Source organism: Streptomyces sp. NPDC044061 (genome assembly GCF_056434305.1).
In genome coordinates this window covers 174,915-199,764 of sequence record NZ_JBWKFL010000012.1, presented here as the reverse complement: position 1 = coordinate 199,764, position 24,850 = coordinate 174,915, and the positions used below count along the sequence as shown (strand labels likewise).

The following is a 24,850-nucleotide window of genomic DNA, read 5'->3' as shown; positions in this document are numbered from 1 at the left end:
GCGCCGAAGGAACCGGTATGCCCCGGCCCGCGATCCGGGTCGTCCTCGCCGACGACGAGCGCATGGTCCGCACCGCCCTGCGGGCCATCCTCTCGGCCGAGCCCGGCCTCGAGGTGGTCGGCGAGGCGGCGACCGGTGCCGAGGCGGTGTCCGTCGTCCGGGAGCTGCGCCCCGACGTGGTCCTCATGGACGTCCGCATGCCGGAGGTCGACGGCATCCGGGCCACCGAGCAGATCCTCGCCACCCTCGACGAACCGCCCCGGATCGTGGTCGTGACCACCTTCGAGAACGACTCCTACGTGTACGACGCGCTGCGCGCCGGAGCCGCAGGGTTCCTGCTGAAGCGGGCGGACGCCGACGCGCTCGTGCAGGCGGTACGGCTGGTCGCGCGCACCGACAGCCTGCTGTTCCCGTCGGCCGTCCGGGCCCTCGCCGCCGAACACGCGCGCCGGGCACCCGCGCCCCCGGCGTGGGTGAGGAGGCTCACGGGGCGGGAGAGCGAGGTGCTGCGGCACCTGGCCGCGGGGCTGACCAACGCGGAGATAGCCCGGCGCCTGGACGTCGGACCCGCCACGGTGAAGTCGCACGTCGCGGCGGTCCTGGCCAAGACGGGCACCCGGGACCGGACACAGGCGGTGATCGCCGCGTACGAGGCCGGCTTTCTGAACGCGCGATGAGAAAACGGGGCGTACGGGAACGATCGCCCCCTTCCCGATCGTCTTCACGGACGGCATGAACAAGACGATCAGGCGGGCCTCCGTCTTCGCACTGCTGCTCGTGCTCGCTCTGCTGGTCAGGGCGACCTGGGTGCAGTTCTACGACGGCAAGGCCCTCGCGGACGACAACCACAACCGGCGGAACGCGATCGAGACGTACTCACGGCCGCTCGGGAACATCATCGTGGCCGGGAACTCGATCACCGGCTCGGCGCGGACGAAGAACGGAGACCTCGCGTACAAGCGGACGTACAAGAACGGCAAGCTGTACGCGGCGGTGACCGGCTACGCCTCGCAGGCCTACGCCCCGACCCAGTTGGAGGGCATCTACGCGGATCTGCTCAACGGCACGGACAACCAGCTGAAGACCGTGATGGACACGGTCACCGGTGAGCGCGCCGAGCCGGGCAACGTGCTCACGACGATCGACCCGGCCGTGCAGAAGGCGGCGTACGACGCGCTCGGCGGCAACAAGGGCGCGGCCGTCGCCCTCGACCCGAAGACCGGCAAGATCCTCGCGGTGGTGTCGACCCCGTCGTACGACCCCTCGGAGCTCACCGACGCGAACTCCGCCGGGGTGGCCTGGAAGCGGCTCAACGCCGACAAGGACAAGCCGCTGACCAACCGCGCGCTGCGCCAGCCGCTGCCGCCGGGCTCCACGTTCAAGCTGGTCGTGGCGGCGGCCGCGCTGGAGGACGGGCTGTACAAGAACGTGAACGACCACACCGACAGCCCCGATCCGTACACGATGCCGGGCACGACGCGCCCGCTGGAGAACGAGAACAGGTCGGCCCCGTGCGAGGACGCCTCGATCCGTGTCGCGCTGCGCTTCTCCTGCAACAACGTCTTCGGCAAGATGGCCGTCGACCTCGGCCAGGACAAGGTGCGGGCGATGGCCGAGAAGTTCGGCTTCGACGACGACGCGCAGGACGTGCCGGTGCGGGCCTACGCCAGCGTGTACCCGTCGGGCATGGACAAGGCGCAGACCGCCCTCTCGGGCATCGGGCAGTTCGACGTCACCGCGACCCCGCTCCAGATGGCCATGGTGTCGGCTGCCATTGCCAACGGCGGCAAGCTGGTCTCGCCGCACATGGTCTCGCGGATCACCGACAGTGGCGGCGATGTGCTGAAGGACTACGACGACAGCGCCGACACGAAGGAGATCGTCAGCTCCGGCACGGCCGAGCAGTTGCGGTCGGCGATGGAGACGGTGGTCAAGGACGGCACCGGTACGAACGCGCTGATCGACGGGGTGACCGTGGGCGGCAAGACCGGTACCGCGCAGCACGGCGAGAACAACAGCAAGACGCCGTACGCCTGGTTCACGTCCTACGGCAAGTCGGACAGCAGCGGCAAGGAGGTCGCCGTGGCGGTGATGGTGGAGCAGTCGGACGCGGCACGGTCCGAGGTCAGCGGCAACGGGCTGGCGGCACCGGTGGCCAGGGCGATGATGAAGGCGGCGCTCGGCTAGGCGCCCCACCGGGGCGCGGGGAACTGCGCGATCAGCCACGGACGACCCGTAGCCGATCGCGCAGTGTTCCTCACTTGACCCCGAGGATCTGCTCCACCGGATCGATCGCGAAGTAGACCAGGAACAGCGCCGAGACCCCCCACAGCAGCCAGTTGACCTCCTTGGCCCTGCCGAGGACCGTCTTGACGACCACGTACGACACGAAGCCCGCGCCGATGCCGTCGGTGATCGAGTACGTGAACGGCATGGCGGCGATGGTGAGGAACGCCGGGATGGCGATCTCGTACTTGTCCCAGTCGATGTGCTTGACGTGGGTCATCATCAGGAAGCCCACCGCGATCAGCGCGGGCGCCGCCGCCTGCAGCGGAACGATCGTCAGCAGCGGGGTGAGGAAGAGCGCGAGGCCGAAGAGGCCGCCGGTGACCAGGTTGGCGAAACCGGTGCGGGCGCCCTCGCCGACACCGGCCGCGGACTCGATGTAGGCGGTGTTGGAGGAGGCGGAGCCGACTCCGCCGGCGACGGCGGCGGCACCGTCGATGAACAGCACCCGGCCGATGCCGGGCACCTGCCCCTTCTCGTCGAGCAGTCCGGCCTCCGCGCTGATGCCCACGATCGTGCCCATGGCGTCGAAGAAGTCGGACAGGATCAGGGTGAAGACCAGCAGGACGGCGGTGAGGACGCCGGCCTTGGCGAAGCCGCCGAACAGGCTGAAGTGACCGACGAGCCCGAAGTCCGGGGCCGCGACGATCTTGTCCGGGACCTTCGGGGTGGTCAGGCCCCAGCTCTTGATGTCGGCGACGGCGTCGATGACGATCGCGACGACGGTCATCGTCACGATGCTGATGAGGATCGCGCCCTTCACCCTGCGGGCGAGCAGCGCGATGGTCAGCAGGACGCCGAGACAGAAGACGAGGACGGGCCAGCCGGTGAGGCGCCCGACGGCGCCGAGCTGGACGGGCACGGTGGTGTGCGCGGCGTCCGGGATACGGCTGACGAACCCGGCGTCCACGAAGCCGATGAACGCGATGAACAGACCGATGCCGACGCCGATGGCCTGCTTCAGCTGCTGGGGTATCGCGTTCATGATGGCCTCCCGCAGTCCGGTGAGGACCAGCAGGCAGATGACGAGGCCTTCGAGGACGACCAGGCCCATCGCGTCGGGCCAGCTCATCAGCGGGGCCAACTGGAAGGCGACGACCGCGTTGAGACCGAGCCCGGCCGCGATGGCGAGCGGAAGGTTGCCGCCGACGCCCATGACGATCGTCATCACACAGGCCACCAGCGCGGTGGCGGTGACGAGTTGGCCGGTGTCGAGGGAGTGGCCGAACTTGTCCTTGGCGCTGCCCAGGATGATCGGATTCAGGACAAGGATGTAGGCCATGGTGAAGAACGTGGCGAAACCGCCGCGTATCTCCCGGCCGAAGGTGGATCCCCGTTGGGAGATCCTGAAGTACCGGTCGACGCTGTTTCCAGCAGGTGGCACGGCGCTCGGCCGCTGGTCCACCTTCTGCGTCTCGGACATGGTCGTACTCCTCGTCGCCTGATGAACGGTGTGCGGATGCTGGCTGGATTGTTCCCCCGTTGCACCCGTTTCAGGTTTTCCCCGTGTTACGGAACGGTCCACGAACTGCGCGTCGGCCCCCGCCACGGCACGGTGGTGCCGGTGACGAGGGCCGAGTACGAGCGGCTGCTCAGGACCTGCGGGTGAGCGTCAGGAGACGAAGTAGGTCGGGTTCGGCAGCTTGTACGTGCGGTCGGCGTGACCGCCGTCCAGGTCCGAGTACTGGTCGCCGAAGTTGGCGATGATGTCGTACCCGAGGTCGTCCTCGATGTGCTCGCGCGTGCCGGCCTTGTACTGCACGGTCGTGCAGTTCCAGGTGCCCGGGGTGGCGCAGGCGCTCAGGTAGGCCGGCGGGTTGGCCTTGTCCTTGAGGAACATGTGGCCGGCGTCGAGGTTCACGTCGGCGCCGATCTTCTTCAGGTTCTCCACCGCGGCGGTGCGCTGCGCCTCGCTCAGACCGGAGTTGTAGAAGACCTCGACGCCCTTGGACTCGGCGTACTGGACCAGCTCGGGGCTGCCGAACACGGCCGGACGGTCGGCCCTGTTCACGTAGTCGGCCCACGTGGTGCCGTTGTACGTGTAGTTGTAGCGCTTCTCGTAGTCGAGGCTGAGCAGCAGCGTGTCGTCGATGTCGAAGACGACGGCCGGCTTCTCACCGTGGTGGTGCGCCTTGCGCGCCGCCTTGTCGATGTAGCGCCTGGCGTCGGCGTCGATGCGCGCCAGGTCCTTGGCGTACGGGCTGACCGGGGACGCCTGGTAGACGCCGTTGCTGTCGGCGGTGGTGCCGTAGTAGGTGTCGATGTCCTTCACCAGGAGCCCGATGTTGTAGGGCTCGTGGGTCGAGTTCGCCGTCGACTGACCGGCAGTGGCGGCGCCGGCCGCGTACAGGGCGCTGCCCGCGACGGTACAGGCCGCGACGACGGCAGCCGCCCTGAGGGACTTCCGCATGGAAACTCCGGGATCTGTTCGGTGGTTGTTGCACCAGGTCACGCCTTGTCTACGCGCATCACACCCGGAACACGAGCCTTTTTATCCGATCGATACACTCCAATTCGGCCAGCCGGCCGAGCCATTGGCACGGTCAGCGCTCCTGCCACGGCGCCCAGTCGCCGAGATGGGCCTCCCGGGTGGCCGACTCGGCCTGCTCTCGGGTCAGTTGGGGCCGGTTCTCCGGGACGGTGACGAGCGCGCCGGGGCCGGTGTCGCGGTACTCGGCGAACCGCTGGTCCTGCCACGGGTGGGCGGCCGACATGTCGGTGTAGGGGGCGGCCGCGTCGATGCCGGGGCCGAGCCCGGTGTCACGGACGGTCAGCATCGGGCGGGCGGTGGGGTCGGAGCCGGGCACCCAGGGACGGGCCGGCTTGTAGCAGGCGTCCGGGGCCGCGCTGCTCACGCGCCCCCCGATGACCAGGTAGCCACGCGGGTTGGCGACGGCCGTGGAGGGCGCGAAGACGAAGCCGTACGGGGCCGCCACGAGGTCGCTGCGGTTCAGGGTGCGGAAGTGGCAGTGCTCGTAGACGGCGGTGGCCCGGCCGAAGACGAAGTCGACGTCCCCCTCGACTTGACAGTGGGCGTAGTACTGGCGGGCGAAGGTACCGAGGGCCATGGAATCGGCGTACAGCGTGTCCTGGTGGCCGAGGAAGCGGCAGTGCAGGAAGGCGCTGCGGTCGCCCTGCACCTTGACGGCGACGGCCTGGGTGCCGCCGATGTCCGGGTGGTCGGCGCGCAGCCAGTCGTTGGCGAAGGTGATCCAGCGGGCGGAGAACCCGTCGGCCTGCACGGTGGTGGTGGCCGACCCGGTGGTGCCGTACGTACCCCCGCCGGGCTTGGGGGTGCCCGCCGCGTTGTCGTACACGATGACGACGTCCCGGGGGTTCTCGGAGGCGCCGATCCAGGTCATCTCCGTCCGGCTGACGTCGACCGCGACCGTCTCCCGGTAGGCGCCGGGCGCGAGGACCAGCGTCCGGCCGCTGCCGGTGGCGGCCGTCACTGCGGCCTGGACGGAGGTGAAATCACCACGGCCGTGCGGATCGACGTAGCGGGTCCCCGGGGTGAGGCGGCGGGTCGGTGACCCGTACCGGCCGAACGGGCGGGGCCCGCCGGCCGCCCGCGCGGGCACGGAGGCGGGGCCGAGCGCCGCGGTGGCTCCGGCGCTCGCGACGAGGAAGCGTCTTCTGCTGACGGGGAGGTGGGGCGAGGGAATGGGAGTGCTCCTTCGCGGTGCGGCTCGTGAGGAAGGACTCGTGAGGAAGAGAGGGGCCGGGCATGGCCGGCCCCGGTGGCTCAGCCCAGGCGGCCCGCGCCGGCGCGGTGGTCGACGAGGCCCGGCACGGCCCTGGCGGGGTCGACCTTCGTGCGCAGGGTCGGCGTCCAGCCGGCCCCGGACCGCAGGGTCTCCTCGGAGAAATCGGCGTTGTGCACGGCGATCAGGTCGGTCCGCACGCCGTCGACGTAGTTGTCGTCGGCGGTGACGGGAGCGTCCTTCCACTTCTTCAGGACCGACCCGGCCCGCACGCCCGTCGGCAGCGTGAACGCGTTGTGCTCGGCGACGAGTTGGGACTCCATGCCGATGCCGTAGCTGTAGGAGTAGCCGGCCCCGGCGACGAAGTGGTTGTTGTACGAGTCGACCTGCCCGAACCGGACGCGCGGCGCGCGCTCGACCAGGTTCGAGAACAGGTTGTGGTGGAAGGTGACCTTCAGGTGCCCACGGTCCACGGCGGCGGTGGACGCGCTGTCGCTGTTGCCGACGAGGATCGTCTTGTCGTGGTCATCGAAGACGTTCCAGGAGGCGGTGACGTAGTCGGCGCCCTTGACGATGTCCAGCTCGCCGTCGTGCTGCTCGTAGACGCGCCCGAAGTAGTGGGGCAGGGTGCTGTCCGGGTGGTCGCCGTCCGTGAACGTGTCGTGGTCCATCCACACGTGGGTCGAGCCGTTGACCACCGCGCTGTCGTACTCGGAGTTCCAGTTGCCGTCGGCGGTGTCGGTCGGATCCCACTGCGGGAAGCAGTCCAGCGGGCTCTCGAAGCTCAGGTTGCGGACGACGACGTTGTCCACGCCGTTGATCTGGAGGCCGGCGCCCTTGAAGCCGGCGTCCCTGCCGATGCCGATGACGGTGGTGTTGGCGGGGACGTTCGCCTTGACGAAGGCGTCCTGCCGGGCGGCGGAGGCGCGGCGCAGGCCCTCGGGGCTGTCGTCGGGCTCGCCCTCGAGGTTCTCGGTCCGTCCCCACACCGCCGGGTCGTAGGTCTTCAGGTAGGTGTCGAAGTCGTACCCGGGGACGGCGAACGAGTCGCAGCCCGGCCCGTCCGCGTCGACCGTACCCTTCACCCTGATGATCTTCGGGGCGTTGCCGCCGTCCGCGAGGGCGGCCTTGAACTGCTCCCAGGTGGTGACGGTGTACACATGCGCGGAGTCGGCCGCCGCGCCACCGGTCGTGCCCGTGCCGTAGGCCGCCCAGCCGTCCCCGGCGGGCAGCACCTGACGGTCGGGGCCGGCCCGGTGGACGGTCCGAGCGGAGGCGGTGCCGGTGACGCCGAGGACGAGGGCCGTACAGCCCACGACCGCCGCTATGGCACGTCCATGACATTTGCGTGTACGCACTGTGCGAGTCTCAGATGGTCCTGGTACGACCCCAGGTTGTGGCTCAGCATCGCCGCTGAGGCTCTGAACGGGGCCAGCACCAAGATCGTCCAGTTGCCGTACTACCTGCCCGACTGGAACACGATCTCCAAGGCCGACAACGCAGCGTGGACAGGACGATGGCGTCCTTCAGGTGGGGCAGGGTGATGTGCCAGAACTGCTTGAGTCGGCTCGCCCCGTCGACCGCGGCGGCCTCGTACAGGTCCCGGGAGACGGACTGGAGGTCGGCGAAGATGAGGATCGCGAAGAAGGGGACGCCGCGCCAGAGGTCGGCGACCACCGCCGCCGGGAAGACCGTGGAGGTGTCCGACAGCCAGCTGGTGCCGTAGGAGCCGAGCCCCGCGTCGGCGAGGTAACGGGTGGTGCCCGTCTGGGAGTTGTAGAGCAGCACCCAGATCGCGGAGGTCAGCACACCGGAGACGGCCCAGGGCGAGAAGACGAGGGCACGTCCCAGCGCCCGCCCGGCGAAGGTCTGGTTGACGATGAGCGCCAGCGCCAGGCCGAACAGCAGCTGCAGCACGACCTCCACCACGACCCACTTTGCACTGAAGGTCAGCGTGTCCCAGAACTGCGGGTCGTGCGCGAAGGCCTGGGTGAAGTTGCCGAGGCCCGCGAAGCCGTTCCGCCATGGCTTGGTGGGGTTGTAGTTCTGCAGGCTGTAGTAGAAGACGCTGAGCACCGGGTACGCGATGAAGCCCAGCATGAGCAGGGCCGCCGGGGCGATCAGCAGGTACGGCAGCATGCGCGGGGTCGCGGAGGCACGGCGCCGCCGGGGTGGCGCGGGCGGTTTCGCCACGGCTGCGGCTTGGGCCATGACTGTTCTCCGTTCACAGTGGGACTTGTACAGCGGGTACAGCGGGCGCAGGAAGCGCTTTCTACATGCACATGGGTGAGGGACCTCACCTCTGTCGCCGGGTCAGCCGGCGTACGGGTCCGGCACCTTGCCCGGGCGGGCCAGGAACTCGAAGTCGCAGCCGGTGTCGGCCTGGGTGATCTGCTCGTTGTAGAGGGCGCCGTAGCCGCGCTCGTAGCGGGCGGGCGGCGATGTCCACGCGGCCCGCCTGCGCTCCAGCTCCTCGTCGCCCACGTGGAGGTGGAGCGTGCGCGCCCCGACGTCGAGGGTGATGGGGTCCCCGGTGCGCACCAGCGCCAGCGGGCCGCCGACGTACGACTCCGGTGCCACGTGCAGCACGCAGGCGCCGTAACTCGTGCCGCTCATCCGGGCGTCGGAGATGCGCACCATGTCCCGCACGCCCTGCTTGAGCAGGTGGTCGGGGATCGGGAGCATGCCGTACTCGGGCATGCCCGGGCCGCCCTTGGGTCCGGCGTTGCGGAGCACCAGCACGCTGTCGGCGGTGATGCCGAGGGCGGGGTCGTTGATGGTGCGCTGCATCGTCCGGTAGTCGTCGAAGACGACCGCGTGGCCGGTGTGCCGGAGCAGATGGGGCTCGGCGGCGATGTGCTTGATGACGGCGCCGTCCGGGCAGAGGTTGCCGCGCAGGACCGCGACCCCGCCCTCGTGCGCGACCGGGTTGCCGCGGGGCCGGATGACGTCGTCGTCGTGCACCCGCGCGCCTCGCAGTTGCTCGCGCAGGGTGCCGTACGACACCGTCGGCCGGTCGAGGTGGAGCAGGTCCGGGATGCGGGAGAGGAAGCCGGGCAGGCCGCCCGCGAAGTGGAAGTCCTCCATCAGGTACTTGCGGCCGCCGGGGCGGACGTTGGCGAGGACGGGCACGGTCCGGGCGATGCGGTCGAAGTCGTCGAGGGTGAGCTTCACCCCGGCGCGGCCGGCCATGGCGATCAGATGGATGACGGCGTTGGTGGAGCCGCCGAGACCGAGGACGGTGGTGACAGCGTCCTCGAAGGCCTCGCGGGTGAGGATCCGCGACAGCCGGCGATCGTCGCGTACCAGCTCCACGGCGGTCATCCCGGCCTTGGCGGCCATCCGGTCGTGCCCGGAGTCGACCGCGGGAATGCTCGACGCACCCGGCACGGTCACGCCGAGGGCCTCGGCGGCGGCGGTCAGCGTCGACGCCGTACCCATGGTCATGCAGTGCCCCGGGGAGCGTGCGAGCCCGCTCTCCAGCTCGGCCATCTCGCAGTCACCGATGAGGCCGGCCCGTTTGTCGTCCCAGTACTTCCACATGTCGGTGCCGGAGCCCAGGACTTCGCCCCGCCAGTGGCCCGGGAGCATGGGCCCGGCCGGTACGAACACGGCGGGCAGGTCGGCGGAGGCCGCGCCCATGAGGAGGGCGGGGGTCGACTTGTCGCAGCCGCCCAGGAGGACCGCGCCGTCGACGGGGTACGACCGCAGCAGCTCCTCCGTCTCCATCGCGAGCATGTTGCGGTAGAGCATCGGGGTGGGCTTCTGGAAGGTCTCGCTGAGGGTGGAGACCGGGAACTCCAGCGGGAAGCCGCCCGCCTGCCACACCCCGCGCTTGACGGCCTGGGCGCGGTCGCGCAGGTGGACGTGGCAGGGGTTGATGTCGGACCAGGTGTTGAGGATCGCGACGACCGGCTTGCCCAGATGCTCCTCGGGCAGATACCCGAGCTGCCGGGTCCGGGCCCGATGGCTGAACGACCGCACCCCGTCGGTCCCGTACCACTGATGGCTTCTCAGCTCGTTCACACGGACCACCCGGCGGCGATGGCGGCGACCTCGGCCCGCTCGTCCTCGGGCAGCGGCTTGCTCGGCGGGCGGACGTCCCTGCGGCACAGGCCGAGGGCGGCGAGTGCCTCCTTGACGACGGTGACGTTGTTGGCGGAGCCGTGGGCGGCGCGCAGTTCCTCGAAGCGGCGGATCTGCTCCCAGACCTTCATGGCGGCCAGGTGGTCACCGGACCGGAGCGCTTCCAGCATGTTCCGCGAGACGGCCGGGGCGACGTTCACGAGTCCTGAGGTGAAGCCGGTGGCGCCCGCGGAGAAGTACGAAGGGGCGTACGGCTCGGCGAGGCCCGCCACCCAGACGAAGCGGTCGAGGCCCGCGTCCCGCGCGAAGGCCGCGAAGCGTGCGGCGTCCGGGACGGCGTACTTCACGCCGATGACGTTCGGGCAGTGGTCGGCGAGTTCGGCGAGGCGGGCGCCGGGCAGCTGGGCGTTGCGGATGTAGGGGACGACGCCCAGTTCGGGCACGGCCTCGGCGATGGCGCGGTGGTAGTCGACCCAGCCGGCGGCGGAGACGTAGGGGTGCACGGGCTGGTGCACCATGACCATCCGGGCGCCGAGGTCGCGGGCGTGTCGGGCGGAGGCGATCGCGGTGGGCAGGTCGTGCCCGACGCCCACGAGGATCACGGCACTGTCGCCGGCCTCGTCGACGGTCAGCTCGGTGACCAGGCGGCGCTCCTCGGGGGTTAGGGCGTAGAACTCGCCGGTGTTGCCGTTCGGGGTGAGGGTGGTGATCCCGCCGTCGAGCAGGCGACGCAGCAGGGCCCGGTGGGTGTCCTGGTCGACGGAGCCGTCCTCGGCGAAGGGCGTCACCGGGATGGCCACCACGTCGGCCAGGGCCGCCCGTTGGGTCTCGAACGTCACGCTGCTCATTGATGACCTTCCTCTGGGCGGGGCTCGGGGAAGGCTCGCCGCACGAAGGACGCGATGTGGGCGTGCAGGGCGCTCGCGGCGCCGTCCGCGTCGCCGCCCAGGGCGAGCCGCAGGATCTCCCGGTGCTCGGCCGCCTCCCGCTCCCAGGAGGGGTCGGCCGCCCAGGCCCAGGCGGAGACGAGCGCCGCCTGGTCGCGGACCTCGTCGAGCATCCGGCCGAGCAGCGGGTTGCCGCACGGCAGGTAGAGGGCGCGGTGGAACTCGCGGTTGGCGAGGGAGCGTTCGGCGGTGTCGGTGGCGGCGTCGGCACGGGTGAGGGCGTCGCGGGCGGCGTCGAGGGGTGCCGCGCGCCGCACCGCGCGGCGCAGGGCCTCGGGTTCCAGCAGCAGCCGCACGTCGTAGACCTCGCGCGCCATGTCCGCGTCCACCATGCGCACCGTGACGCCCTTGTACTGGCTCATCACGACGAGACCGGTCCCGGCGAGGGTCTTCAGCGCCTCTCGCACCGGGGTCTTGGACACCCCGTACTGCGCGGCCAGCTCCGTCTCGACCAGGGCCTGGCCGGGCGGCAACTGCCCGGTCAGGATGCGGTGCTTGATCGCGTCCAGCACGTATTGCGTGCGGGACGGGATCGGGGTGGGCACAGAGGTCATGCGGCCCTCTCAAATCTCACGTATCGCGTCTCATATATGACGTACGAAGTACGACGCGGTTGAAGGTAGGAGGGGGCCCGCGTTTCGTCAACGCCTATGACAAAGGAAGTCGCCGCGGGTCGGGCGGGGGAGAAGTGCGTTGCCGGGACGGGCGGTTCAGACGGTGTGGGTGTCGCCCTCGACGGCGGCGCGGGTGGGCCGGCCGAAGGGGACGGCGGCCCGCTCGGTCGCCGCTTCCCTGGTGAGCGTGGGTCCGACATGGGTGACGAGCAGTTCGCGGACCCGCGCGTCACGGGCGATGCGCCCCGCGTCCTCCGGCGTCAGATGCACCTGTCGGGACTGTTCGCCTTCGCGATGCGCGTCGATGTCCGCCTCGCACAGGAACAGGTCGGCGCTGGAGGCGAGTTCGGTGAGAGCGTGGCAGGGACCGCTGTCTCCCGAGTACGCCAGCACACTGCCCTGGCACTCGGCGCGCAGCCCGTAGGCCTCGGCGTCGTGGAGGACGGCACGGGTGGTCAGACGGAGGTTCCAGTGCCGGACGTGGTGGCCGTCGTACAGGTCGCGGAAGTCGAAGACCCCCTTCAGGAACTCGACGTCCGGGCGGCCGAAGAAACCGGCCAGCCGGCGCGCGCAGTCCTGCGGCGCGTAGAGCGGCACGGGCGCGGGCGGGGTCATCCCGCCGAATGCGAATGCGTAGGCGGCGGCGAGCAGGTCGGCGCTGTGGTCGGCGTGCAGATGCGAGATCCAGATCGCGGTGAGCCGGGCGGGATCCGTGTGCCGCTGCAACGCGGCGAACGTACCGGGACCCGCGTCCACCCACACCTCGGCTCCCCCGCCGGACACCAGGTAGCCGGAGCAGGGCCGGTCCGGGCCGGGGTGCGGCGAGGCGGTGCCGAGGACGGTGAGGGTGAGCGGCATGGGAGGGAGATTACCGACGCCCTGTGCCCGGCTCGGGCTCATTTCGCCAAGTGGAACCCCGGGTGACGCAGCCAGGCGGCGAGGAACCGTGCGTCACCCACGTGACGGACCGCGCGCTCGCCGTCCGCGGTGTCGTAGGACACCTGGGTGAGGGTGCCCGGGAAGGGCGAGGGTCCCTCGAAGAGCAGACCGTCGAAGTCGATCGGCGCGTCCAGGCGGCGGGCCAGGGTGAGGGCGAGACGGCCGAGGGTCCGGTGGTTCGACGGGCCCGAGGAGCCGGCGATCAGGACGATCCCGTGGGCCGGTGGCCGGGGAAGGGCCGAGTAGTCGTCATCGTCGGCGGGGATCTGATCGTCCACTCCCAGGCTGAAGCAACCCGTCCCCCCGACGTCCGCCGGGTCCGGCCCGAGCGGGCGGGCATCCGCGATCCGGAAGTCGACCTCTCCGCGCTCCCCCGGCCGGACGGGATCGCAGAAGGACTCCAGCCAGGGGACCAGCTCGGCCACGACGTCTCGGGCGGTACGGGTCCCGTCGCACAGCCACAGCCCCACGACCGGCCCCGCCATGAGGTCCCCCGATCTCCGTCCGGACGGGTGAACCTACGGCAGCCACCGCGCCGCCTGCCGCCGAGACCGCTCAGATCTCCACCACCGCGTCGCAGTCGGGGCACACCTTGGACGCGTACTCGGCGGGGTACCAGGGTGCCCCCGGGCGCTCGTCCGGCAGCACCCGGGCCTTCTCCATGGCGAAGGTGTCCTTGCCGCAGAGGGTCCGCGGGCCGACGGTGTCGGGCCTGCCGGGGGCGGCGGGGGCCACGTGCACCCGGCGCGGGAGCCGTCCCGCGCCGGGCGAGCCGTCCGGGGCGGTGCGGGCCGCTCCCGGCTGGTCGAGTTCGTACACGACGACCATCTCGCTCATGTCTCCACCGTAGGCACGTTCTCGGCTGATCCGCTGGCGGTGGCGGACCGGCGACGACCGGTCCCTGGAGCAGCCGCGTTCACCCGCGGCCGGCGCTCGGGACGGCGAGTTCACGGCCGCGGTAGAAGCCCTCGCGTTCCTCGACGACGTACGGGGCCATGGCCGCCCGCCGCTCTGCCTCCGGCTCGGAGGCCCGCCACGAGTCGCATGCCTCCTGGGAGTCCCAGAACGATACTCCGGTGACCTCCTGTCCGTCCCCGGACCAGTACGCGAAGGCGCGGCGCAGGCCCTGCGGGGCGGGGGCCGGACGCCACGCCCTCTCGAAGTCCTCCAACGTGCCCGGCTGAAGGCGGCGCGTCGTCACCCACACGTAGTGCTCCTCCATCGCGGCTTCCTCCGTGGTACCGGTTCGGCTTGCCCCCTCTCAGGTCACCGTAGGTCCGATACGCCACTCCCGCCGCCCGGCGATCGCCGGGCGGCGGGAGCAGCGGCTACGGCCGCCACCCCGGATCCCGGCCGCTCAGACCCACCGCCCGGTCCATCAGGGGCGCCTCCTCCGGGACCGGGACGACCGGGCCGAAGAGGCCGCTGCCGCGGTTCGGGTCGTCGGCCGCTGCCCGCAGGAAGACGAGAGCCGAGTCGAGCGCGGCGGGGTCGGGGTCATAGGGCTGCCCGGTCGCGCGGGCCAGGTCCCAGGCGTGGATCACCAGTTCGTCGGCGACGACCGCGCCCGCGAGCGCGCCGGGCAGGTCCACCCCGCCCGCCCGGGTCATGCCGGTCCAGGCGGCCGGGTCGCGCCAGGCGTCGGCGAGTTCGTCCAGCACCTTGGGCAGCTCCTCGCGCCAGCCGGGGCCGACGGCGGGGACGACGGCGTTCGGGTTGGTGTCGGTCCTCGCGCCGAGGTCCTTGCGGGCGGCGTCTCGGAAGGCGACGGACAGTCCGAGCAGGTGGCCCAGCAGGTTCCGTACCGCGAGGTCCGGACACGGGGTGGGGGCCGACAGCCGGTCGTCGGTCACGGTCTCGGCGAGCCGTGCCACGATCCGGGCCTGGGGGCCGAGATCGAGGATCGTGTCGGTCATGCCTTGCTCCTTGGTGGTTGCGGTACCCGTACGGAGGGCTGACCGGACGGCTCCCGGAAACTCATCGGTGCCCTGCGGCCGCGCACCCACTTCCATGGTGACCGGCCGCCCCCGAGGCACCACACGGCGATCACCGGATCGCACAGCGCGCAGCCGAAGGACGAGTCGTGGGCGAACGGGATGATCGGATGGCCCTTGAGGTGGTGGACGAGGTCCCACGTGGTGTGCAGCAGCCAGCCGACGCCGATGAACGTCCAGGAGTCCAGGCCCCGGTAGGCGACGTAGGTGGCCACCGCGGTGAAGGCGAACTCCCAGCCGCCGAGGGCCCCGCCGCTGAGGTAGGCGGCGCCCGCACCGGCGACCATGACCGCGTTGAGGCGGCGCCGGTGGGCTTCGGGGACGAGTGACATGAGCAGGACGTAGAGCAGGCCGATGACGATCGGGGCGACGTAACGCATGCGGTCGACGCTAGGGGCGGGCAGGCGGCCGTCCCAGGGGCGTCACTGACAGGTTCCGACGGATTGTCGCCGTGCCGGTCCGCTGCGAAACAGGGCGGATGACCGATCCGCGGGTCCCCCCTCAGACCCACGATGGCCAGGCATGACGACTTCCTGGACGGTGACCCGCGTGCTGCGGGACCGCAACGCCGCGCTGTGTCTGACGGGCGTGCTGGTGTCCGCCTTCGGCACCTCCTCGCTGTGGCCGGCGTCGGGCGTGTGGGTCAAGGACCTCACCGGTTCGAACGGCCTGGCCGCGCTGTGCGCGCTCGCCCTGTGGGCGCCGACCCCGGCGGGCCCGGCGCTGGGCGCGCTCGCCGACCGCCTGCGCCGAAAGCCCCTGCTCATCACCGTGAACCCGGGCCTCGCGGCCCTGCTCCCGACCCTGTTCGCCGTCGGCTCCCCCGGCCGCCTGTGGCTGCTGTTCGTGGTGCTGTTCCTGTACTGCGCCGGCGGCGTCGTCGCCGAGGCCGCCGAGTCGGCCCTGGTCGGCGACGCCGTCGCCCCGGATCTCCTCGGCGACGTCAACGGACTGCGAACGACGCTCACGGAAGGCATGAAGCTCGTCGCCCCGCTGACCGGAGCGAGCCTCTGCGCGGCCCACGGCGGGCCGGCGGTCGCCTGTCTCGACGCGGCCACCTTCGTGCTCGCCGCGGGGCTGTGCGCCCTGCTCCGCGTGCGCGAGGAGCGGCCGGCCGGCGGCGGACCGTGGCGGGCTTCCGGCACCTGTGGGGGTGCCCCGGGCTGCGCCCGCTGGTCCGGGCCGGCGGTATGACGATGATGCTCGTCTCGCTCAGCAGCACGACGCTGTACGCCGTGGTGGACCGGCTCGGGCACTCCCCCGCCTACGCGGGCCTCCTCCACGCCGTCCAGGGCGCCGGCTCGGTGGCGGTCGGGCTGGTGTCCGGGCCTGCGCTGCGGCGGCTCGGCGAGCGCCGGTTCGCGGCGGCCGGGATCGCTCTGACGGCGGCCGCGGTGGCCGCGCGGGCCGTTCCGTCGGATCCGGTGGTCCTGGTGTCCTGCGCGGGGATCGGCCTGGGTCTGCCGTGCGTGCTGATCGCCGCGCTCACCGCCGTGCAGCGCGAGACTCCCGGGCCACTGCTGGGCCGGGCGACGGCCACCGTCCACACACTCCTGTTCACGCCGAACGTGGTCGGGCCGGCCGCCGGGGCCGGTCCGGTCGAACTGGCCGGCCCCGGACTGCTGCTGCCGCTGTACGTCGTGGCGCTGTTCCTGACGGCCGGCACGCTCGGGGGTCAGCGCGCGGCGAGCGCCTCGCGCACCGCCGCGAGGTCCCCGTCCGACGCCAACCCGGCGTGATAGAGCCGCAGTTCCGTCGCGCCGAGCGCACGCGCGCGTGCCGCGTCGGTCGCGAGCGTGCCGGGGGTGCCTCCCATGCCGGAGACCACCGTGAAGTTGGCGGCCAGGACCGTGTCCTCGCGCGCCTGCTCGGCGAAGGGCGTCAGCAGGGCCGTACCGCCCGTGCACGGCACCACCACGCCGTCCGCGACGGAGAGGACGTGGGCCGGGTCGACGCCCACGTTGGCGCCGCAGCGGTAGGGCACCGGGTCCGCGTGCAGCAGGATCCGGAACCCGTCGGGTGCGGTGGCGCGCACGGCGGTGACGGCCTCCTCCTGGAGGGTGCGGGCGGTGGTGTCGCGCCACGCGCGCGTGGCGGCCGCCGTGTCCTCCCCGAGGAGCTTCTCGACGGCCGGCCAGCCCCCGTCGTCCGCCGCGCCGCGCCACAGCGGCTCGAGGGCGTCCCGTACGGCGGCCGCCAGCCCGTCGGCGTCCAGACCCTGTGCGCCGTACCCGGCGCGGCAGTCCGGGCAGAAGCAGAGCGACATCAGATACTGCCCGGCGTCCCCGAGGCCGACCCCCGAGGTCTTGTCGTGGGCGTGCAGGTGCTGCAGGCCGTACCAGCCCAGGGACTCCAGTTCGGTGCCGTGCGCGCCGGGGCGTACGGCGGCCTCGGCTGCCAGGTCGACCAGGTACGCGCGCGTGGCGGGCCGGGCGATGCAGGGGGCCCACGGGTAGCGGTCGCCGTAGGCGTTGACGACCGAGGTGTCCGGGTGTTCGGCGCCCAGGCGGGAGTTGTGCGCGAGGACGACCCAGGTGTGCACCTCGAGCCCGGCCCCGGCGAGCGCCTCGGCGGCCTCTCCGTAGGCGTTTCCGGGGGCCCAGCGGCCGGCCGTGTACGGGCGCAGGCCACGGCCCGCCCAGCGGTTGCCGGCCGGGTACAGGACGGCCGCGTACTCGGCGGTGACGATGCGGTGGCGCGGGTGGCGGGGGGTCAGGGCGCGGGTGGAGTGGTAGGCGGACGCGAGGGTCACCTGCTCGACGCCGAGCGCGGCGATCCCGGCGGGGGCCCGCGGGTCACCGTTGACGTCCCAGGGGTAGACGAACGCCGACGCCTTCACGCGTCCTCCTCCAGCAGCGCGTGGCCGCGTTCGATCAGCTGGGCGAGCTGTTTGACATGGTCCTCGGCCGGCTCGTGCAGAGGCGGCCGGACCTCGCCCACGTCCAGGCCGCGCAGCCGTACGCCCGCCTTCACGAGCGAGACGGCGTAGCCGCGACCCTGGGCGCGCAGCTCCACGAACGGGCGGTAGAAGCCGTCCAGGAGGCGGCGCACGGTGTCCTGGTCGCCCGTCTCCAGGGCCCGGTGGAAGGCGAGGGCGATCTCGGGGGCGAAGCAGAACACCGCCGAGGAGTACAGGGTGATGCCGAGGGCGCGGTAGGCGAGCTGGGTCTGCTCGGCGGTGGGCAGGCCGTTGAAGTAGAGGAAGTCGCCGGGGGCCTCGGTGCGCACGGCGCTGACGATCCGCTGCACGAGGTCGAGGTCGCCGAGGCCGTCCTTGAGGCCGACGACGCCGTCGGTGCGGGCGAGTTCGACCACGGTCCGTGGTGTGAAGACCGCGTTGTCCCGCTGGTAGACGATCACCGGCAGGGCGCTGGCCGCGGCGACCTCCCGGTAGTGCCGCAGCAGGCCCTCCTGGTCGGCGAGGACGAGGTAGGGCGGCATGGCGAGGAGCCCGTCGGCGCCCGCCCCCTCGGCGAGCCGGGCGTAGCGGACGGCGAGCGCGGTGCCGTAGCCCACGCCCGCGATCACCGGGACGCGCCCCTCGGCCGCCTCCACGGCCGCCCGTACGCAGGCCTCGAACTCCTCCGGCAGCAGCGCATGGAACTCCCCGGTGCCGCAGCAGGAGAACACGGCGGCAGCGCCGGCCGCGACGCCCCGGCGCACATGGGTGCGGTAGACGTCGAGGTCGAGGGTGCCGTCCGGGCCGTAGGCCGTGACGGGGAAGAAGAGCGGCCCGCTCGGGTCGCGGAGCCGGGCGGCGAGAGGGGCAGGCGTCACGGGCGCTCCCTGTCGGTGCAGTCGCGGTGCACGCTACTCGGTGCATGCTTCTGATCGGCGTCTATATTTCTGAACGATCTCACGCTACGGGGCCGTATCCGAGCGGGTCAAGCGCACGAACGGGCAACACGGCAGCGAATTTCCCCCTGTCACGGCACACTTGACGAGGCATGCGACCGCTTTCTAGCGTGTCCACGCATGTGAATCTCGTCCACGCACACGGCCGCTGATGCCAAGGAGACCGAGGATGCCCGCTCCCCGCACCGTTCTGCTCACCGGCGCCGCCGGCGGGCTGGGCACCCTGATGCGGTCCCTGCTGCCTGAGTACGGCTACACGCTGCGCCTGTTCGACGTGCGCCCCGTCGAGGACGCGCCGGACGCGATCACCGCGGACCTCTCCGACAAGGAGGCGCTGCGCGAGGCGGTGCGGGGCGTGGACGCGATCGTGCACCTCGCGGGCATCTCCCTGGAGGCGCCCTTCGAGAAGATCCTGAAGTCCAACATCGAGGGCACCTACAACCTGTACGAGGCCGCCCGCCTCGAGGGCGTGCCGCGGATCGTCTTCGCCTCCTCCAACCACGCCGTCGGCTTCACCCCGGCCCCGCGCGCGGGCGAGGCGCCGATCCCGATCGACACCCCGCACCGCCCGGACACCTTCTACGGGCTGTCCAAGTCCTTCGGCGAGGACCTGGCCCAGCTCTACTGGGACAAGCACGGCCTGGAGACCGTCTCCGTGCGCATCGGCTCCTGCTTCCCGGAGCCGACCGGCGTGCGCATGCTCTCGGTGTGGATGAGCCCGGCCGACGGCGCCCGCCTCTTCCACGCGGCCCTGACCGCCGAGGAGGTCGGCCACACGGTCGTCTACGGCTCCTCGGCCAACACCCGGCTGTGGTGGGACCTCACGACCGCCCGGGCACTCGGCTACGAGCCGCAGGACGACTCCGAGCCGTACGCCGAGAAGCTGATCGCCGAGCAGGGCGAGCTGGACCCGGAGAACCCGGCCCACAGCCACCTGGGCGGGCACTTCGTCAACGATCCGCCGATCTGGCCGTACTAGGGCTGTCTCGAATTCCCGACATCGCCCGAAGGGCGGGCGGGGCAGACGGGAATCGACAGGCCCTGGACGTCCGAGCGGCGGAAAACGATCGCTCACGGCGGCGGGGGGGGGGGGGAGGGGGGCCCCCCCCCCCCCTTTTCGGTGCCCCAGGACCCACCCCCCCCCCCCCCCCCCCCAACCACCCCCCCCCCCCCCCCCCCCCCCCCCCCCCCCCCCCCCCCCCCCCCCCCCCCCGCCGTGTTCGGGCACCGGGGCCGCCCGCTCCCACGCCCGCCCGCGAAGCCGCGCAGGTCCGAGGCGGGCACACCGCACGGCGAACGGGCACACACGGGCAGTATCGGGCTCGCAACAGGCCTGGTCAGTGCCGCGTGCCCGCTGTAGAACTTCCCCCATGGCCCGAACGGGCAGCCGCACAGGGAAGTGGGTGACGACATGAACACGAGGACGGCGGAAGAGCGCCAGCGCGAGATCGTGCGCGCGGCGCGCGCCACCGGCTCGGTCGACGTCACCGCGCTCGCCACCGAGCTGGGCGTGGCCAAGGAGACCATCAGGCGCGATCTGCGCGCCCTGGAGGACCACGGCCTGGTCCGACGTACGCATGGCGGCGCCTACCCGGTGGAGAGCGCCGGCTTCGAGACGACGCTCGCCTTCCGCGCCACCAGCCACGTCCCCGAGAAGCGCAGGATCGCGGCCGCCGCGGCCGAGCTGCTGGGGGACGCGGAGACGGTCTTCGTGGACGAGGGCTTCACCCCGCAGCTCATCGCCGAGGCCCTGCCGACGGACCGCCCGCTGACCGTGGTCACCGCCTCCCTGCCGGTCGCGGGCGCCCTCGCCGAGGCCGGGAACACGTCGGTCCTGCTGCTGGGCGGGCGGGTCCGCGCCGGAACGCTGGCCACCGTCGACCACTGGACGACGAAGATGCTGGCCGGCTTCGTCGTCGACCTCGCCTACATCGGCGCCAACGGCATCTCCCGCGAACACGGCCTGACCACGCCCGACCCCGCGGTCAGCGAGGTCAAGGCCCAGGCCGTGCGCGCCGCGCGGCGGACCGTCTTCGCGGGCGTGCACTCCAAGTTCGGGGCGGTCAGCTTCTGCCGGTTCGCCGAGGTCGGCGCGCTGGAGGCGATCGTAACGAGCACGCTGCTCCCGGCCGCCGAGGCCCACCGCTACTCCCTGCTGGGCCCGCAGGTCATCCGGGTCTGAACAACCAACTCGCCCACTCGCGGGGCCCGTTCACACCGAATTTTGCCCTTTATATCCCGATACATCCAGGAGCGATTCATGCGCACCCCGAGCCGACGGAGGCCGCGAGCCACGCTCGCCATGGCCGCCGCAGGGACGCTGCTCGCCCCGCTGCTCTCCGGCTGCTGGGTCGGTGCGGGCGGGACCGGTTCCGGCGGCGACTCCATCAATGTGCTGATGGTCAACAACCCCCAGATGACCGAGCTGCAGAAGCTGACCGCCGCCCACTTCACGAAGGAGACCGGCATCAAGGTCAACTTCACGGTCCTGCCCGAGAACGACGTCCGCGACAAGATCAGCCAGGACTTCGCCAACCAGGCCGGCCAGTACGACGTGGCCACCCTGTCCAACTACGAGATACCGATCTACGCCCGCAACGGCTGGCTGCACGACATGGACCGGTACGTCGCCGAGGACCGGTCGTACGACGAGCAGGACGTGCTGAAGCCGATGCGGCAGTCCCTGACCGGCGACGACGGCAGGCTCTACGGGCAGCCCTTCTACGGCGAGTCGTCCTTCCTGATGTACCGCAAGGACGTGTTCGAGGCGAAGGGCCTGACCATGCCGGCCCGCCCGACCTGGCAGCAGGTCGCGGACCTCGCCGCGAAGGCGGACGGCGCGCGGCCCGGCATGAAGGGCATCTGCCTGCGCGGGCTGCCCGGCTGGGGCGAGCTGATGGCACCGCTCACCACCGTGGTGAACACCTTCGGCGGGACCTGGTTCGACAAGGGCTGGAAGGCGCGTCTGGACTCCCCCGAGTTCGAGAAGGCGACAAAGTTCTATGTCGATCTGGTCCGTGCTCACGGCGAGTCCGGCGCGGCCCAGTCCGGCTTCGCCGAGTGCCTCAACGACATGACCCAGGGCAAGGTCGCCATGTGGTACGACGCCACGTCCGCGGCCGGTCTGCTGGAGTCGGCCAAGTCCCCGGTCAGGGGAAAGCTCGGCTACGCCCCCGCGCCGGTGGAGAAGACCGGCTCCTCCGGCTGGCTCTACACCTGGGCCTGGGGGATCCAGAAGGCCTCCCGCAACCCCGACAAGGCCTGGAAGTTCGTCTCCTGGGCGTCGAGCAAGGGGTACGAGCAACTGGTCGGTCAGACCAGCGGCTGGCCGAACGTCCCGGCGGGCAAGCGGGCCTCGACCTACACGAACGCCGACTACCGCAGGTCGGCCGCCGCCTTCCAGGAGATGACGAAGGAGGCGATCGAGAGCGCCCGCCCGAACGACCCCGGCGTGCAGCCGCGCCCCGCTCCCGGCATCCAGTTCGTCGGCATCCCCGAGTTCACCGACCTCGGCACCAAGGTCTCCCAGGAGATCAGCGCGGCCATCGCCGGACGCCAGTCCGTCGACTCGGCCCTGAGGAAGTCCCAGCAGCTCGCCGAGAAGATCTCCAAGGAGTACGAGGGACGATGACAGCGACGACGACGGCTCCCCTCGCGACCGCCTCCGTACGGGCGGTGAAACAGCCCTCGGCCCGGCTGCGCGCCTGGGCCACCCGGGCCCCGCTCCTGCCGGCCCTGGTCTTCATGATCGTGGTGACCCAGCTGCCGTTCGTGGCCACGCTGGTGATCTCCTTCTTCGACTGGAACGCCCTCTACCCCAAGGCCCGCCGCTTCACCGGCCTCGACAACTACCGCCAGGTGCTGACCGACGCGGACCTGCGCCACTCGGTGTGGACGACCGTGCTGCTCACGGCGGCGGTGGTGCTGGCCAGCCTGGTCCTCGGCCTGGCGCTGGCACTGCTGCTGGATCGCAGGTTCCGCGGCCGGGGCGTCGTGCGCACCCTGCTGATCGCGCCCTTCCTGGTGGTGCCCGTGGCCGCGGCCCTGCTCTGGAAGCATGTGCTCTACAACCCCGAATACGGTCTGCTCAATGGGCTGTTGCACTATGTGGGCGGCCCACAGCCGGACTGGATCTCGAAGACCCCGCTGCTCGCGGTCGAGGCCTCCCTGGTGTGGCAGTGGACGCCGTTCATGATGCTGATCCTGCTGGCCGGACTGCAGAGCCGGGACCAGCAGCAGATCGAGGCCGCACGGGTCGACGGCGCGAGCGACTGGCAGATCTTCCGCCACCTCACCCTGCCCCATCTGCGCCGCTACCTCGAACTCGGCGCCCTGCTGGGCTCGATCTACATCGTGCAGAACTTCGACGCGGTGTTCACGATCACCTCCGGCGGCCTCGGCACCGCCAACCTGCCCTACACCGTCTACCAGAGCTTCTACCAGGCCCACGAGAACGGCCTCGCCTCGGCCGCGGGCGTCCTGGTGGTCATCGGCTCGATCGTCATCGCGACCTTCGCCCTGCGCGTGGTGTCGTCCCTGTTCCGCGAGGAGGTGTCCCGCGCATGAGCGCAACCGTCGTCAAGCACAGGGTGCGCAGAGGAACCGGCCTCGGCCTGGTGGCCTGGCTGGCCGGCATCGTCTTCTTCCTGCCCGTCGCGTGGATGGCCCTGACGTCCTTCCACTCCGAGTCGGACGCGGCGACCAACCCGCCGTCCTTCACCGCCTCCCTGACCCTGGACGGCTACCGGGAGTTCTTCGGCACCGGCGGCGGGGCGAGCCCGTGGCCGGCGCTGATCAACTCCACGGTGGCGTCCGTGCTGTCGACGGTGTGCGTGCTGCTGCTCGCCCTCCCGGCGGCCTACGCGCTGTCGATCCGGCCGGTGCGCAAGTGGACGAACGTCCTGTTCTTCTTCCTGTCCACGAAGATGCTGCCGGTCGTCGCGGGCCTGCTGCCGATCTATCTGTTCGCCAAGAACGCCCAGATGCTCGACAACATCTGGCTGCTGGTCGTCCTCTACACGTCCATGAACCTGCCGATCGCGGTGTGGATGATGCAGTCCTTCCTGGCCGAGGTGCCGGTGGCCGTCATCGAGGCGGCGCGGGTGGACGGCGCCCGGCTGCCGGTGATCCTCGCGCGCGTGGTGGCCCCGATCGCCCTGCCCGGCATCGCCGCGACCGCCCTGATCTGCTTCATCTTCAGCTGGAACGAACTGCTCTTCGCCCGAGTCCTGACGGGCGTGGTCGCCGAGACCGCCCCCGTCTTCCTGACCGGCTTCATCACCAGCCAGGGCCTGTTCCTGGCCAAGGTGTGCGCCGCGTCGCTCGTCATCTCCCTGCCGGTGCTCGCCGCGGGGTTCGCCGCCCAGGACAAGCTGGTCCAGGGCCTGTCATTGGGAGCCGTGAAATGAAGGCCGCCGTCATCGAGTCCGTGGGCCGCGCCGTCGTCACCGAGGTCCCGGACCCGACGCCGGGACCGCGCGAGGTGGTCGTCGAGGTCGCCGCCTGCGGCCTGTGCGGCACGGACCTGCACATCCTCCAGGGCGAGTTCGCGCCCAAGCTGCCGATCGTCCCCGGACACGAGTTCGCGGGCGAGGTGGTCGGGGTCGGCACCCAGGTCACCGAGATCGCGGTCGGCGACCGGGTCGCCGTGGACCCCTCCCTGTACTGCTACGAGTGCCGCCACTGCCGTACCGGCCACAACAACCTGTGCGAGCGGTGGGCCGCGATCGGCGTGACGACGGCGGGCGGGGCGGCCCGGTACGCGGTGGCTCCCGTGGCGAACTGCGTGAAGCTGCCCGAGCACGTGCGCACCGAGGACGCGGCCCTGGTGGAGCCGCTGTCCTGCGCGGTGCGCGGCTACGACGTGCTCAACTCCCGCCTCGGCGCGCACGTCCTGATCTACGGTTCCGGGACCATGGGCCTGATGATGCTGGAGCTGGCCAAGCGCACCGGCGCGGCGAGCGTGGACGTGGTGGACGTCAACTCGGCCCGCCTGGAGACCGCCCGCAGGCTCGGCGTCTCGGCGTCCGCCGCGAACGCGGACGAACTGGACCGTCCGCAGGGCTGGGACGTCGTCGTCGACGCGACCGGCAACGCGGCGGCGATCCAGGACGGCCTGGACCGGGTGGCCAAGGCCGGTACGTTCCTGCAGTTCGGGGTGGCCGACTACGCGACCCGCGTGACGATCGACCCGTACCGGATCTACAACCAGGAGATCACGATCACCGGCTCCATGGCCGTGCTGCACAGCTTCGAACGGGCGGCCGAGCTGTTCGCGGGCGGGGTGCTGGACCCGGAGGTGTTCATCAGCGACCGGATCCCGCTGGAGCGGTACCCGCAGGCCCTGGAGCAGTTCGCGGCTGGGGTGGGGCGCAAGATCGTGGTGGTGCCCTGAGCCGGCCGGGGAGCGGTCGGCCGTCCGGGCG

At 71.4% G+C, this 24,850-nt stretch carries 23 protein-coding genes and 2 pseudogenes; 9 read left to right on the top strand and 16 right to left on the bottom strand.

The window, feature by feature from the left end; genetic code table 11:
- Positions 1-17 precede the first annotated feature (17 nt).
- Positions 18-677, top strand: coding sequence for a response regulator transcription factor (locus tag AC07CM_RS21220; RefSeq protein ID WP_478878067.1), 660 nt, complete (start codon positions 18-20; stop codon positions 675-677).
- 55 nt (positions 678-732) lie between these two features.
- Entirely contained in the window at positions 733-2,187 is a 1,455-nt protein-coding gene (locus AC07CM_RS21215; protein WP_478877962.1) for a peptidoglycan D,D-transpeptidase FtsI family protein, read from the top strand.
- 70 nt (positions 2,188-2,257) lie between these two features.
- Here the strand turns inward: AC07CM_RS21215 and AC07CM_RS21210 are convergent, their stop codons facing one another.
- The 14 genes and pseudogenes from AC07CM_RS21210 to AC07CM_RS21145 form a co-directional block, all read right to left on the bottom strand.
- The gene (locus AC07CM_RS21210; RefSeq protein WP_478877961.1) at positions 2,258-3,709 is read right to left on the bottom strand and encodes an NCS2 family permease; all 1,452 of its coding nucleotides are present in this window, start codon (positions 3,707-3,709) and stop codon (positions 2,258-2,260) included.
- A gap of 189 nt (positions 3,710-3,898) precedes the next feature.
- Positions 3,899-4,696, bottom strand: a complete 798-nt coding sequence (locus AC07CM_RS21205) for an HAD family acid phosphatase (protein ID WP_478877960.1) — start codon at positions 4,694-4,696, stop codon at positions 3,899-3,901.
- A gap of 133 nt (positions 4,697-4,829) precedes the next feature.
- Positions 4,830-5,951 carry a pectinesterase family protein gene (locus AC07CM_RS21200; RefSeq protein WP_478878066.1) on the bottom strand — a complete coding sequence of 374 codons (1,122 nt, stop codon included), beginning with the start codon at positions 5,949-5,951 and terminating at the stop codon, positions 4,830-4,832.
- Between the two features lie 80 nt (positions 5,952-6,031).
- The gene (locus tag AC07CM_RS21195; protein ID WP_478877959.1) at positions 6,032-7,348 is read right to left on the bottom strand and encodes a pectate lyase family protein; all 1,317 of its coding nucleotides are present in this window, start codon (positions 7,346-7,348) and stop codon (positions 6,032-6,034) included.
- 127 nt (positions 7,349-7,475) lie between these two features.
- Positions 7,476-8,201: pseudogene (locus AC07CM_RS21190) on the bottom strand (carbohydrate ABC transporter permease); the annotation flags it as partial.
- Between the two features lie 102 nt (positions 8,202-8,303).
- The gene (gene araD, locus AC07CM_RS21185) at positions 8,304-10,025 is read right to left on the bottom strand and encodes an L-arabinonate dehydratase (RefSeq protein WP_478877958.1); all 1,722 of its coding nucleotides are present in this window, start codon (positions 10,023-10,025) and stop codon (positions 8,304-8,306) included.
- Positions 10,013-10,924, bottom strand: coding sequence for a dihydrodipicolinate synthase family protein (locus AC07CM_RS21180; RefSeq protein ID WP_478877957.1), 912 nt, complete (start codon positions 10,922-10,924; stop codon positions 10,013-10,015). The genes araD and AC07CM_RS21180 overlap by 13 nt, the downstream gene beginning before the upstream one ends.
- Positions 10,921-11,577: a GntR family transcriptional regulator gene (locus AC07CM_RS21175; RefSeq protein WP_478877956.1), complete on the bottom strand. Its 657-nt coding sequence runs from the start codon at positions 11,575-11,577 to the stop codon at positions 10,921-10,923. The genes AC07CM_RS21180 and AC07CM_RS21175 overlap by 4 nt, the downstream gene beginning before the upstream one ends.
- A 156-nt stretch (positions 11,578-11,733) precedes the next feature.
- Positions 11,734-12,495 carry an MBL fold metallo-hydrolase gene (locus AC07CM_RS21170; RefSeq protein ID WP_478877955.1) on the bottom strand — a complete coding sequence of 254 codons (762 nt, stop codon included), beginning with the start codon at positions 12,493-12,495 and terminating at the stop codon, positions 11,734-11,736.
- Between the two features lie 38 nt (positions 12,496-12,533).
- Positions 12,534-13,061: a DUF6368 family protein gene (locus AC07CM_RS21165; RefSeq protein ID WP_478877954.1), complete on the bottom strand. Its 528-nt coding sequence runs from the start codon at positions 13,059-13,061 to the stop codon at positions 12,534-12,536.
- Positions 13,062-13,131: 70 nt separating this feature from the next.
- Positions 13,132-13,413 carry a hypothetical protein gene (locus AC07CM_RS21160; RefSeq protein WP_478877953.1) on the bottom strand — a complete coding sequence of 94 codons (282 nt, stop codon included), beginning with the start codon at positions 13,411-13,413 and terminating at the stop codon, positions 13,132-13,134.
- A 79-nt stretch (positions 13,414-13,492) separates the two neighbouring features.
- Positions 13,493-13,798: a hypothetical protein gene (locus AC07CM_RS21155; RefSeq protein WP_478877952.1), complete on the bottom strand. Its 306-nt coding sequence runs from the start codon at positions 13,796-13,798 to the stop codon at positions 13,493-13,495.
- A gap of 106 nt (positions 13,799-13,904) precedes the next feature.
- Entirely contained in the window at positions 13,905-14,492 is a 588-nt protein-coding gene (locus AC07CM_RS21150) for a TIGR03086 family metal-binding protein (protein ID WP_478877951.1), read from the bottom strand.
- Positions 14,489-14,950: a DUF6010 family protein gene (locus AC07CM_RS21145; RefSeq protein ID WP_478877950.1), complete on the bottom strand. Its 462-nt coding sequence runs from the start codon at positions 14,948-14,950 to the stop codon at positions 14,489-14,491. The genes AC07CM_RS21150 and AC07CM_RS21145 overlap by 4 nt, the downstream gene beginning before the upstream one ends.
- A gap of 142 nt (positions 14,951-15,092) precedes the next feature.
- Between AC07CM_RS21145 and AC07CM_RS21140 the strand changes: the two are divergent.
- Positions 15,093-16,309, top strand: a pseudogene (locus AC07CM_RS21140) (MFS transporter).
- Here AC07CM_RS21140 and AC07CM_RS21135 read toward each other — a convergent pair.
- Both AC07CM_RS21135 and AC07CM_RS21130 read right to left on the bottom strand, forming a co-directional pair.
- Positions 16,246-17,409: a hypothetical protein gene (locus AC07CM_RS21135; protein ID WP_478877949.1), complete on the bottom strand. Its 1,164-nt coding sequence runs from the start codon at positions 17,407-17,409 to the stop codon at positions 16,246-16,248. The pseudogene AC07CM_RS21140 and the gene AC07CM_RS21135 overlap by 64 nt on opposite strands.
- The gene (locus AC07CM_RS21130) at positions 17,406-18,347 is read right to left on the bottom strand and encodes a 5-dehydro-4-deoxyglucarate dehydratase (protein ID WP_478877948.1); all 942 of its coding nucleotides are present in this window, start codon (positions 18,345-18,347) and stop codon (positions 17,406-17,408) included. Before AC07CM_RS21130 ends, AC07CM_RS21135 begins: the two co-directional genes overlap by 4 nt.
- 247 nt (positions 18,348-18,594) lie before the next feature.
- Here AC07CM_RS21130 and AC07CM_RS21125 point away from each other — a divergent pair, with 247 nt between their 5' ends.
- The 6 genes from AC07CM_RS21125 to AC07CM_RS21100 all read left to right on the top strand — a co-directional run bounded on the left by AC07CM_RS21125 (position 18,595) and on the right by AC07CM_RS21100 (position 24,819).
- Positions 18,595-19,404: an NAD-dependent epimerase/dehydratase family protein gene (locus AC07CM_RS21125; protein ID WP_478877947.1), complete on the top strand. Its 810-nt coding sequence runs from the start codon at positions 18,595-18,597 to the stop codon at positions 19,402-19,404.
- Between the two features lie 432 nt (positions 19,405-19,836).
- Entirely contained in the window at positions 19,837-20,607 is a 771-nt protein-coding gene (locus AC07CM_RS21120; protein WP_478877946.1) for a DeoR/GlpR family DNA-binding transcription regulator, read from the top strand.
- Positions 20,608-20,685: 78 nt separating this feature from the next.
- The gene (locus AC07CM_RS21115; protein WP_478877945.1) at positions 20,686-22,056 is read left to right on the top strand and encodes an ABC transporter substrate-binding protein; all 1,371 of its coding nucleotides are present in this window, start codon (positions 20,686-20,688) and stop codon (positions 22,054-22,056) included.
- Complete coding sequence (locus AC07CM_RS21110; RefSeq protein ID WP_478877944.1) at positions 22,053-22,991, top strand: carbohydrate ABC transporter permease; 939 nt, start codon at positions 22,053-22,055, stop codon at positions 22,989-22,991. The genes AC07CM_RS21115 and AC07CM_RS21110 overlap by 4 nt, the downstream gene beginning before the upstream one ends.
- Positions 22,988-23,833 (top strand): carbohydrate ABC transporter permease, encoded by an 846-nt coding sequence (locus AC07CM_RS21105; protein ID WP_478877943.1) that lies wholly within the window; start codon positions 22,988-22,990, stop codon positions 23,831-23,833. Before AC07CM_RS21110 ends, AC07CM_RS21105 begins: the two co-directional genes overlap by 4 nt.
- Positions 23,830-24,819 carry a zinc-dependent alcohol dehydrogenase family protein gene (locus tag AC07CM_RS21100; protein WP_478877942.1) on the top strand — a complete coding sequence of 330 codons (990 nt, stop codon included), beginning with the start codon at positions 23,830-23,832 and terminating at the stop codon, positions 24,817-24,819. The genes AC07CM_RS21105 and AC07CM_RS21100 overlap by 4 nt, the downstream gene beginning before the upstream one ends.
- Positions 24,820-24,850 lie beyond the last annotated feature (31 nt).

Bases quoted from the DNA above. Each gene is read 5' to 3' on its own strand.
- AC07CM_RS21220 (WP_478878067.1), top strand. From the start codon at position 18: ATGCCCCGGCCCGCGATCCGGGTCGTCCTCGCCGACGACGAGCGCATG.
- AC07CM_RS21215 (WP_478877962.1), top strand. From the start codon at position 733: ATGAACAAGACGATCAGGCGGGCCTCCGTCTTCGCACTGCTGCTCGTG.
- AC07CM_RS21210 (WP_478877961.1), bottom strand. From the start codon at position 3,709: ATGTCCGAGACGCAGAAGGTGGACCAGCGGCCGAGCGCCGTGCCACCT.
- AC07CM_RS21205 (WP_478877960.1), bottom strand. From the start codon at position 4,696: ATGCGGAAGTCCCTCAGGGCGGCTGCCGTCGTCGCGGCCTGTACCGTC.
- AC07CM_RS21180 (WP_478877957.1), bottom strand. From the start codon at position 10,924: ATGAGCAGCGTGACGTTCGAGACCCAACGGGCGGCCCTGGCCGACGTG.
- AC07CM_RS21175 (WP_478877956.1), bottom strand. From the start codon at position 11,577: ATGACCTCTGTGCCCACCCCGATCCCGTCCCGCACGCAATACGTGCTG.
- AC07CM_RS21170 (WP_478877955.1), bottom strand. From the start codon at position 12,495: ATGCCGCTCACCCTCACCGTCCTCGGCACCGCCTCGCCGCACCCCGGC.
- AC07CM_RS21165 (WP_478877954.1), bottom strand. From the start codon at position 13,061: ATGGCGGGGCCGGTCGTGGGGCTGTGGCTGTGCGACGGGACCCGTACC.
- AC07CM_RS21160 (WP_478877953.1), bottom strand. From the start codon at position 13,413: ATGAGCGAGATGGTCGTCGTGTACGAACTCGACCAGCCGGGAGCGGCC.
- AC07CM_RS21155 (WP_478877952.1), bottom strand. From the start codon at position 13,798: ATGGAGGAGCACTACGTGTGGGTGACGACGCGCCGCCTTCAGCCGGGC.
- AC07CM_RS21150 (WP_478877951.1), bottom strand. From the start codon at position 14,492: ATGACCGACACGATCCTCGATCTCGGCCCCCAGGCCCGGATCGTGGCA.
- AC07CM_RS21145 (WP_478877950.1), bottom strand. From the start codon at position 14,950: ATGCGTTACGTCGCCCCGATCGTCATCGGCCTGCTCTACGTCCTGCTC.
- AC07CM_RS21125 (WP_478877947.1), top strand. From the start codon at position 18,595: ATGCCCGCTCCCCGCACCGTTCTGCTCACCGGCGCCGCCGGCGGGCTG.
- AC07CM_RS21120 (WP_478877946.1), top strand. From the start codon at position 19,837: ATGAACACGAGGACGGCGGAAGAGCGCCAGCGCGAGATCGTGCGCGCG.
- AC07CM_RS21115 (WP_478877945.1), top strand. From the start codon at position 20,686: ATGCGCACCCCGAGCCGACGGAGGCCGCGAGCCACGCTCGCCATGGCC.
- AC07CM_RS21110 (WP_478877944.1), top strand. From the start codon at position 22,053: ATGACAGCGACGACGACGGCTCCCCTCGCGACCGCCTCCGTACGGGCG.
- AC07CM_RS21105 (WP_478877943.1), top strand. From the start codon at position 22,988: ATGAGCGCAACCGTCGTCAAGCACAGGGTGCGCAGAGGAACCGGCCTC.
- AC07CM_RS21100 (WP_478877942.1), top strand. From the start codon at position 23,830: ATGAAGGCCGCCGTCATCGAGTCCGTGGGCCGCGCCGTCGTCACCGAG.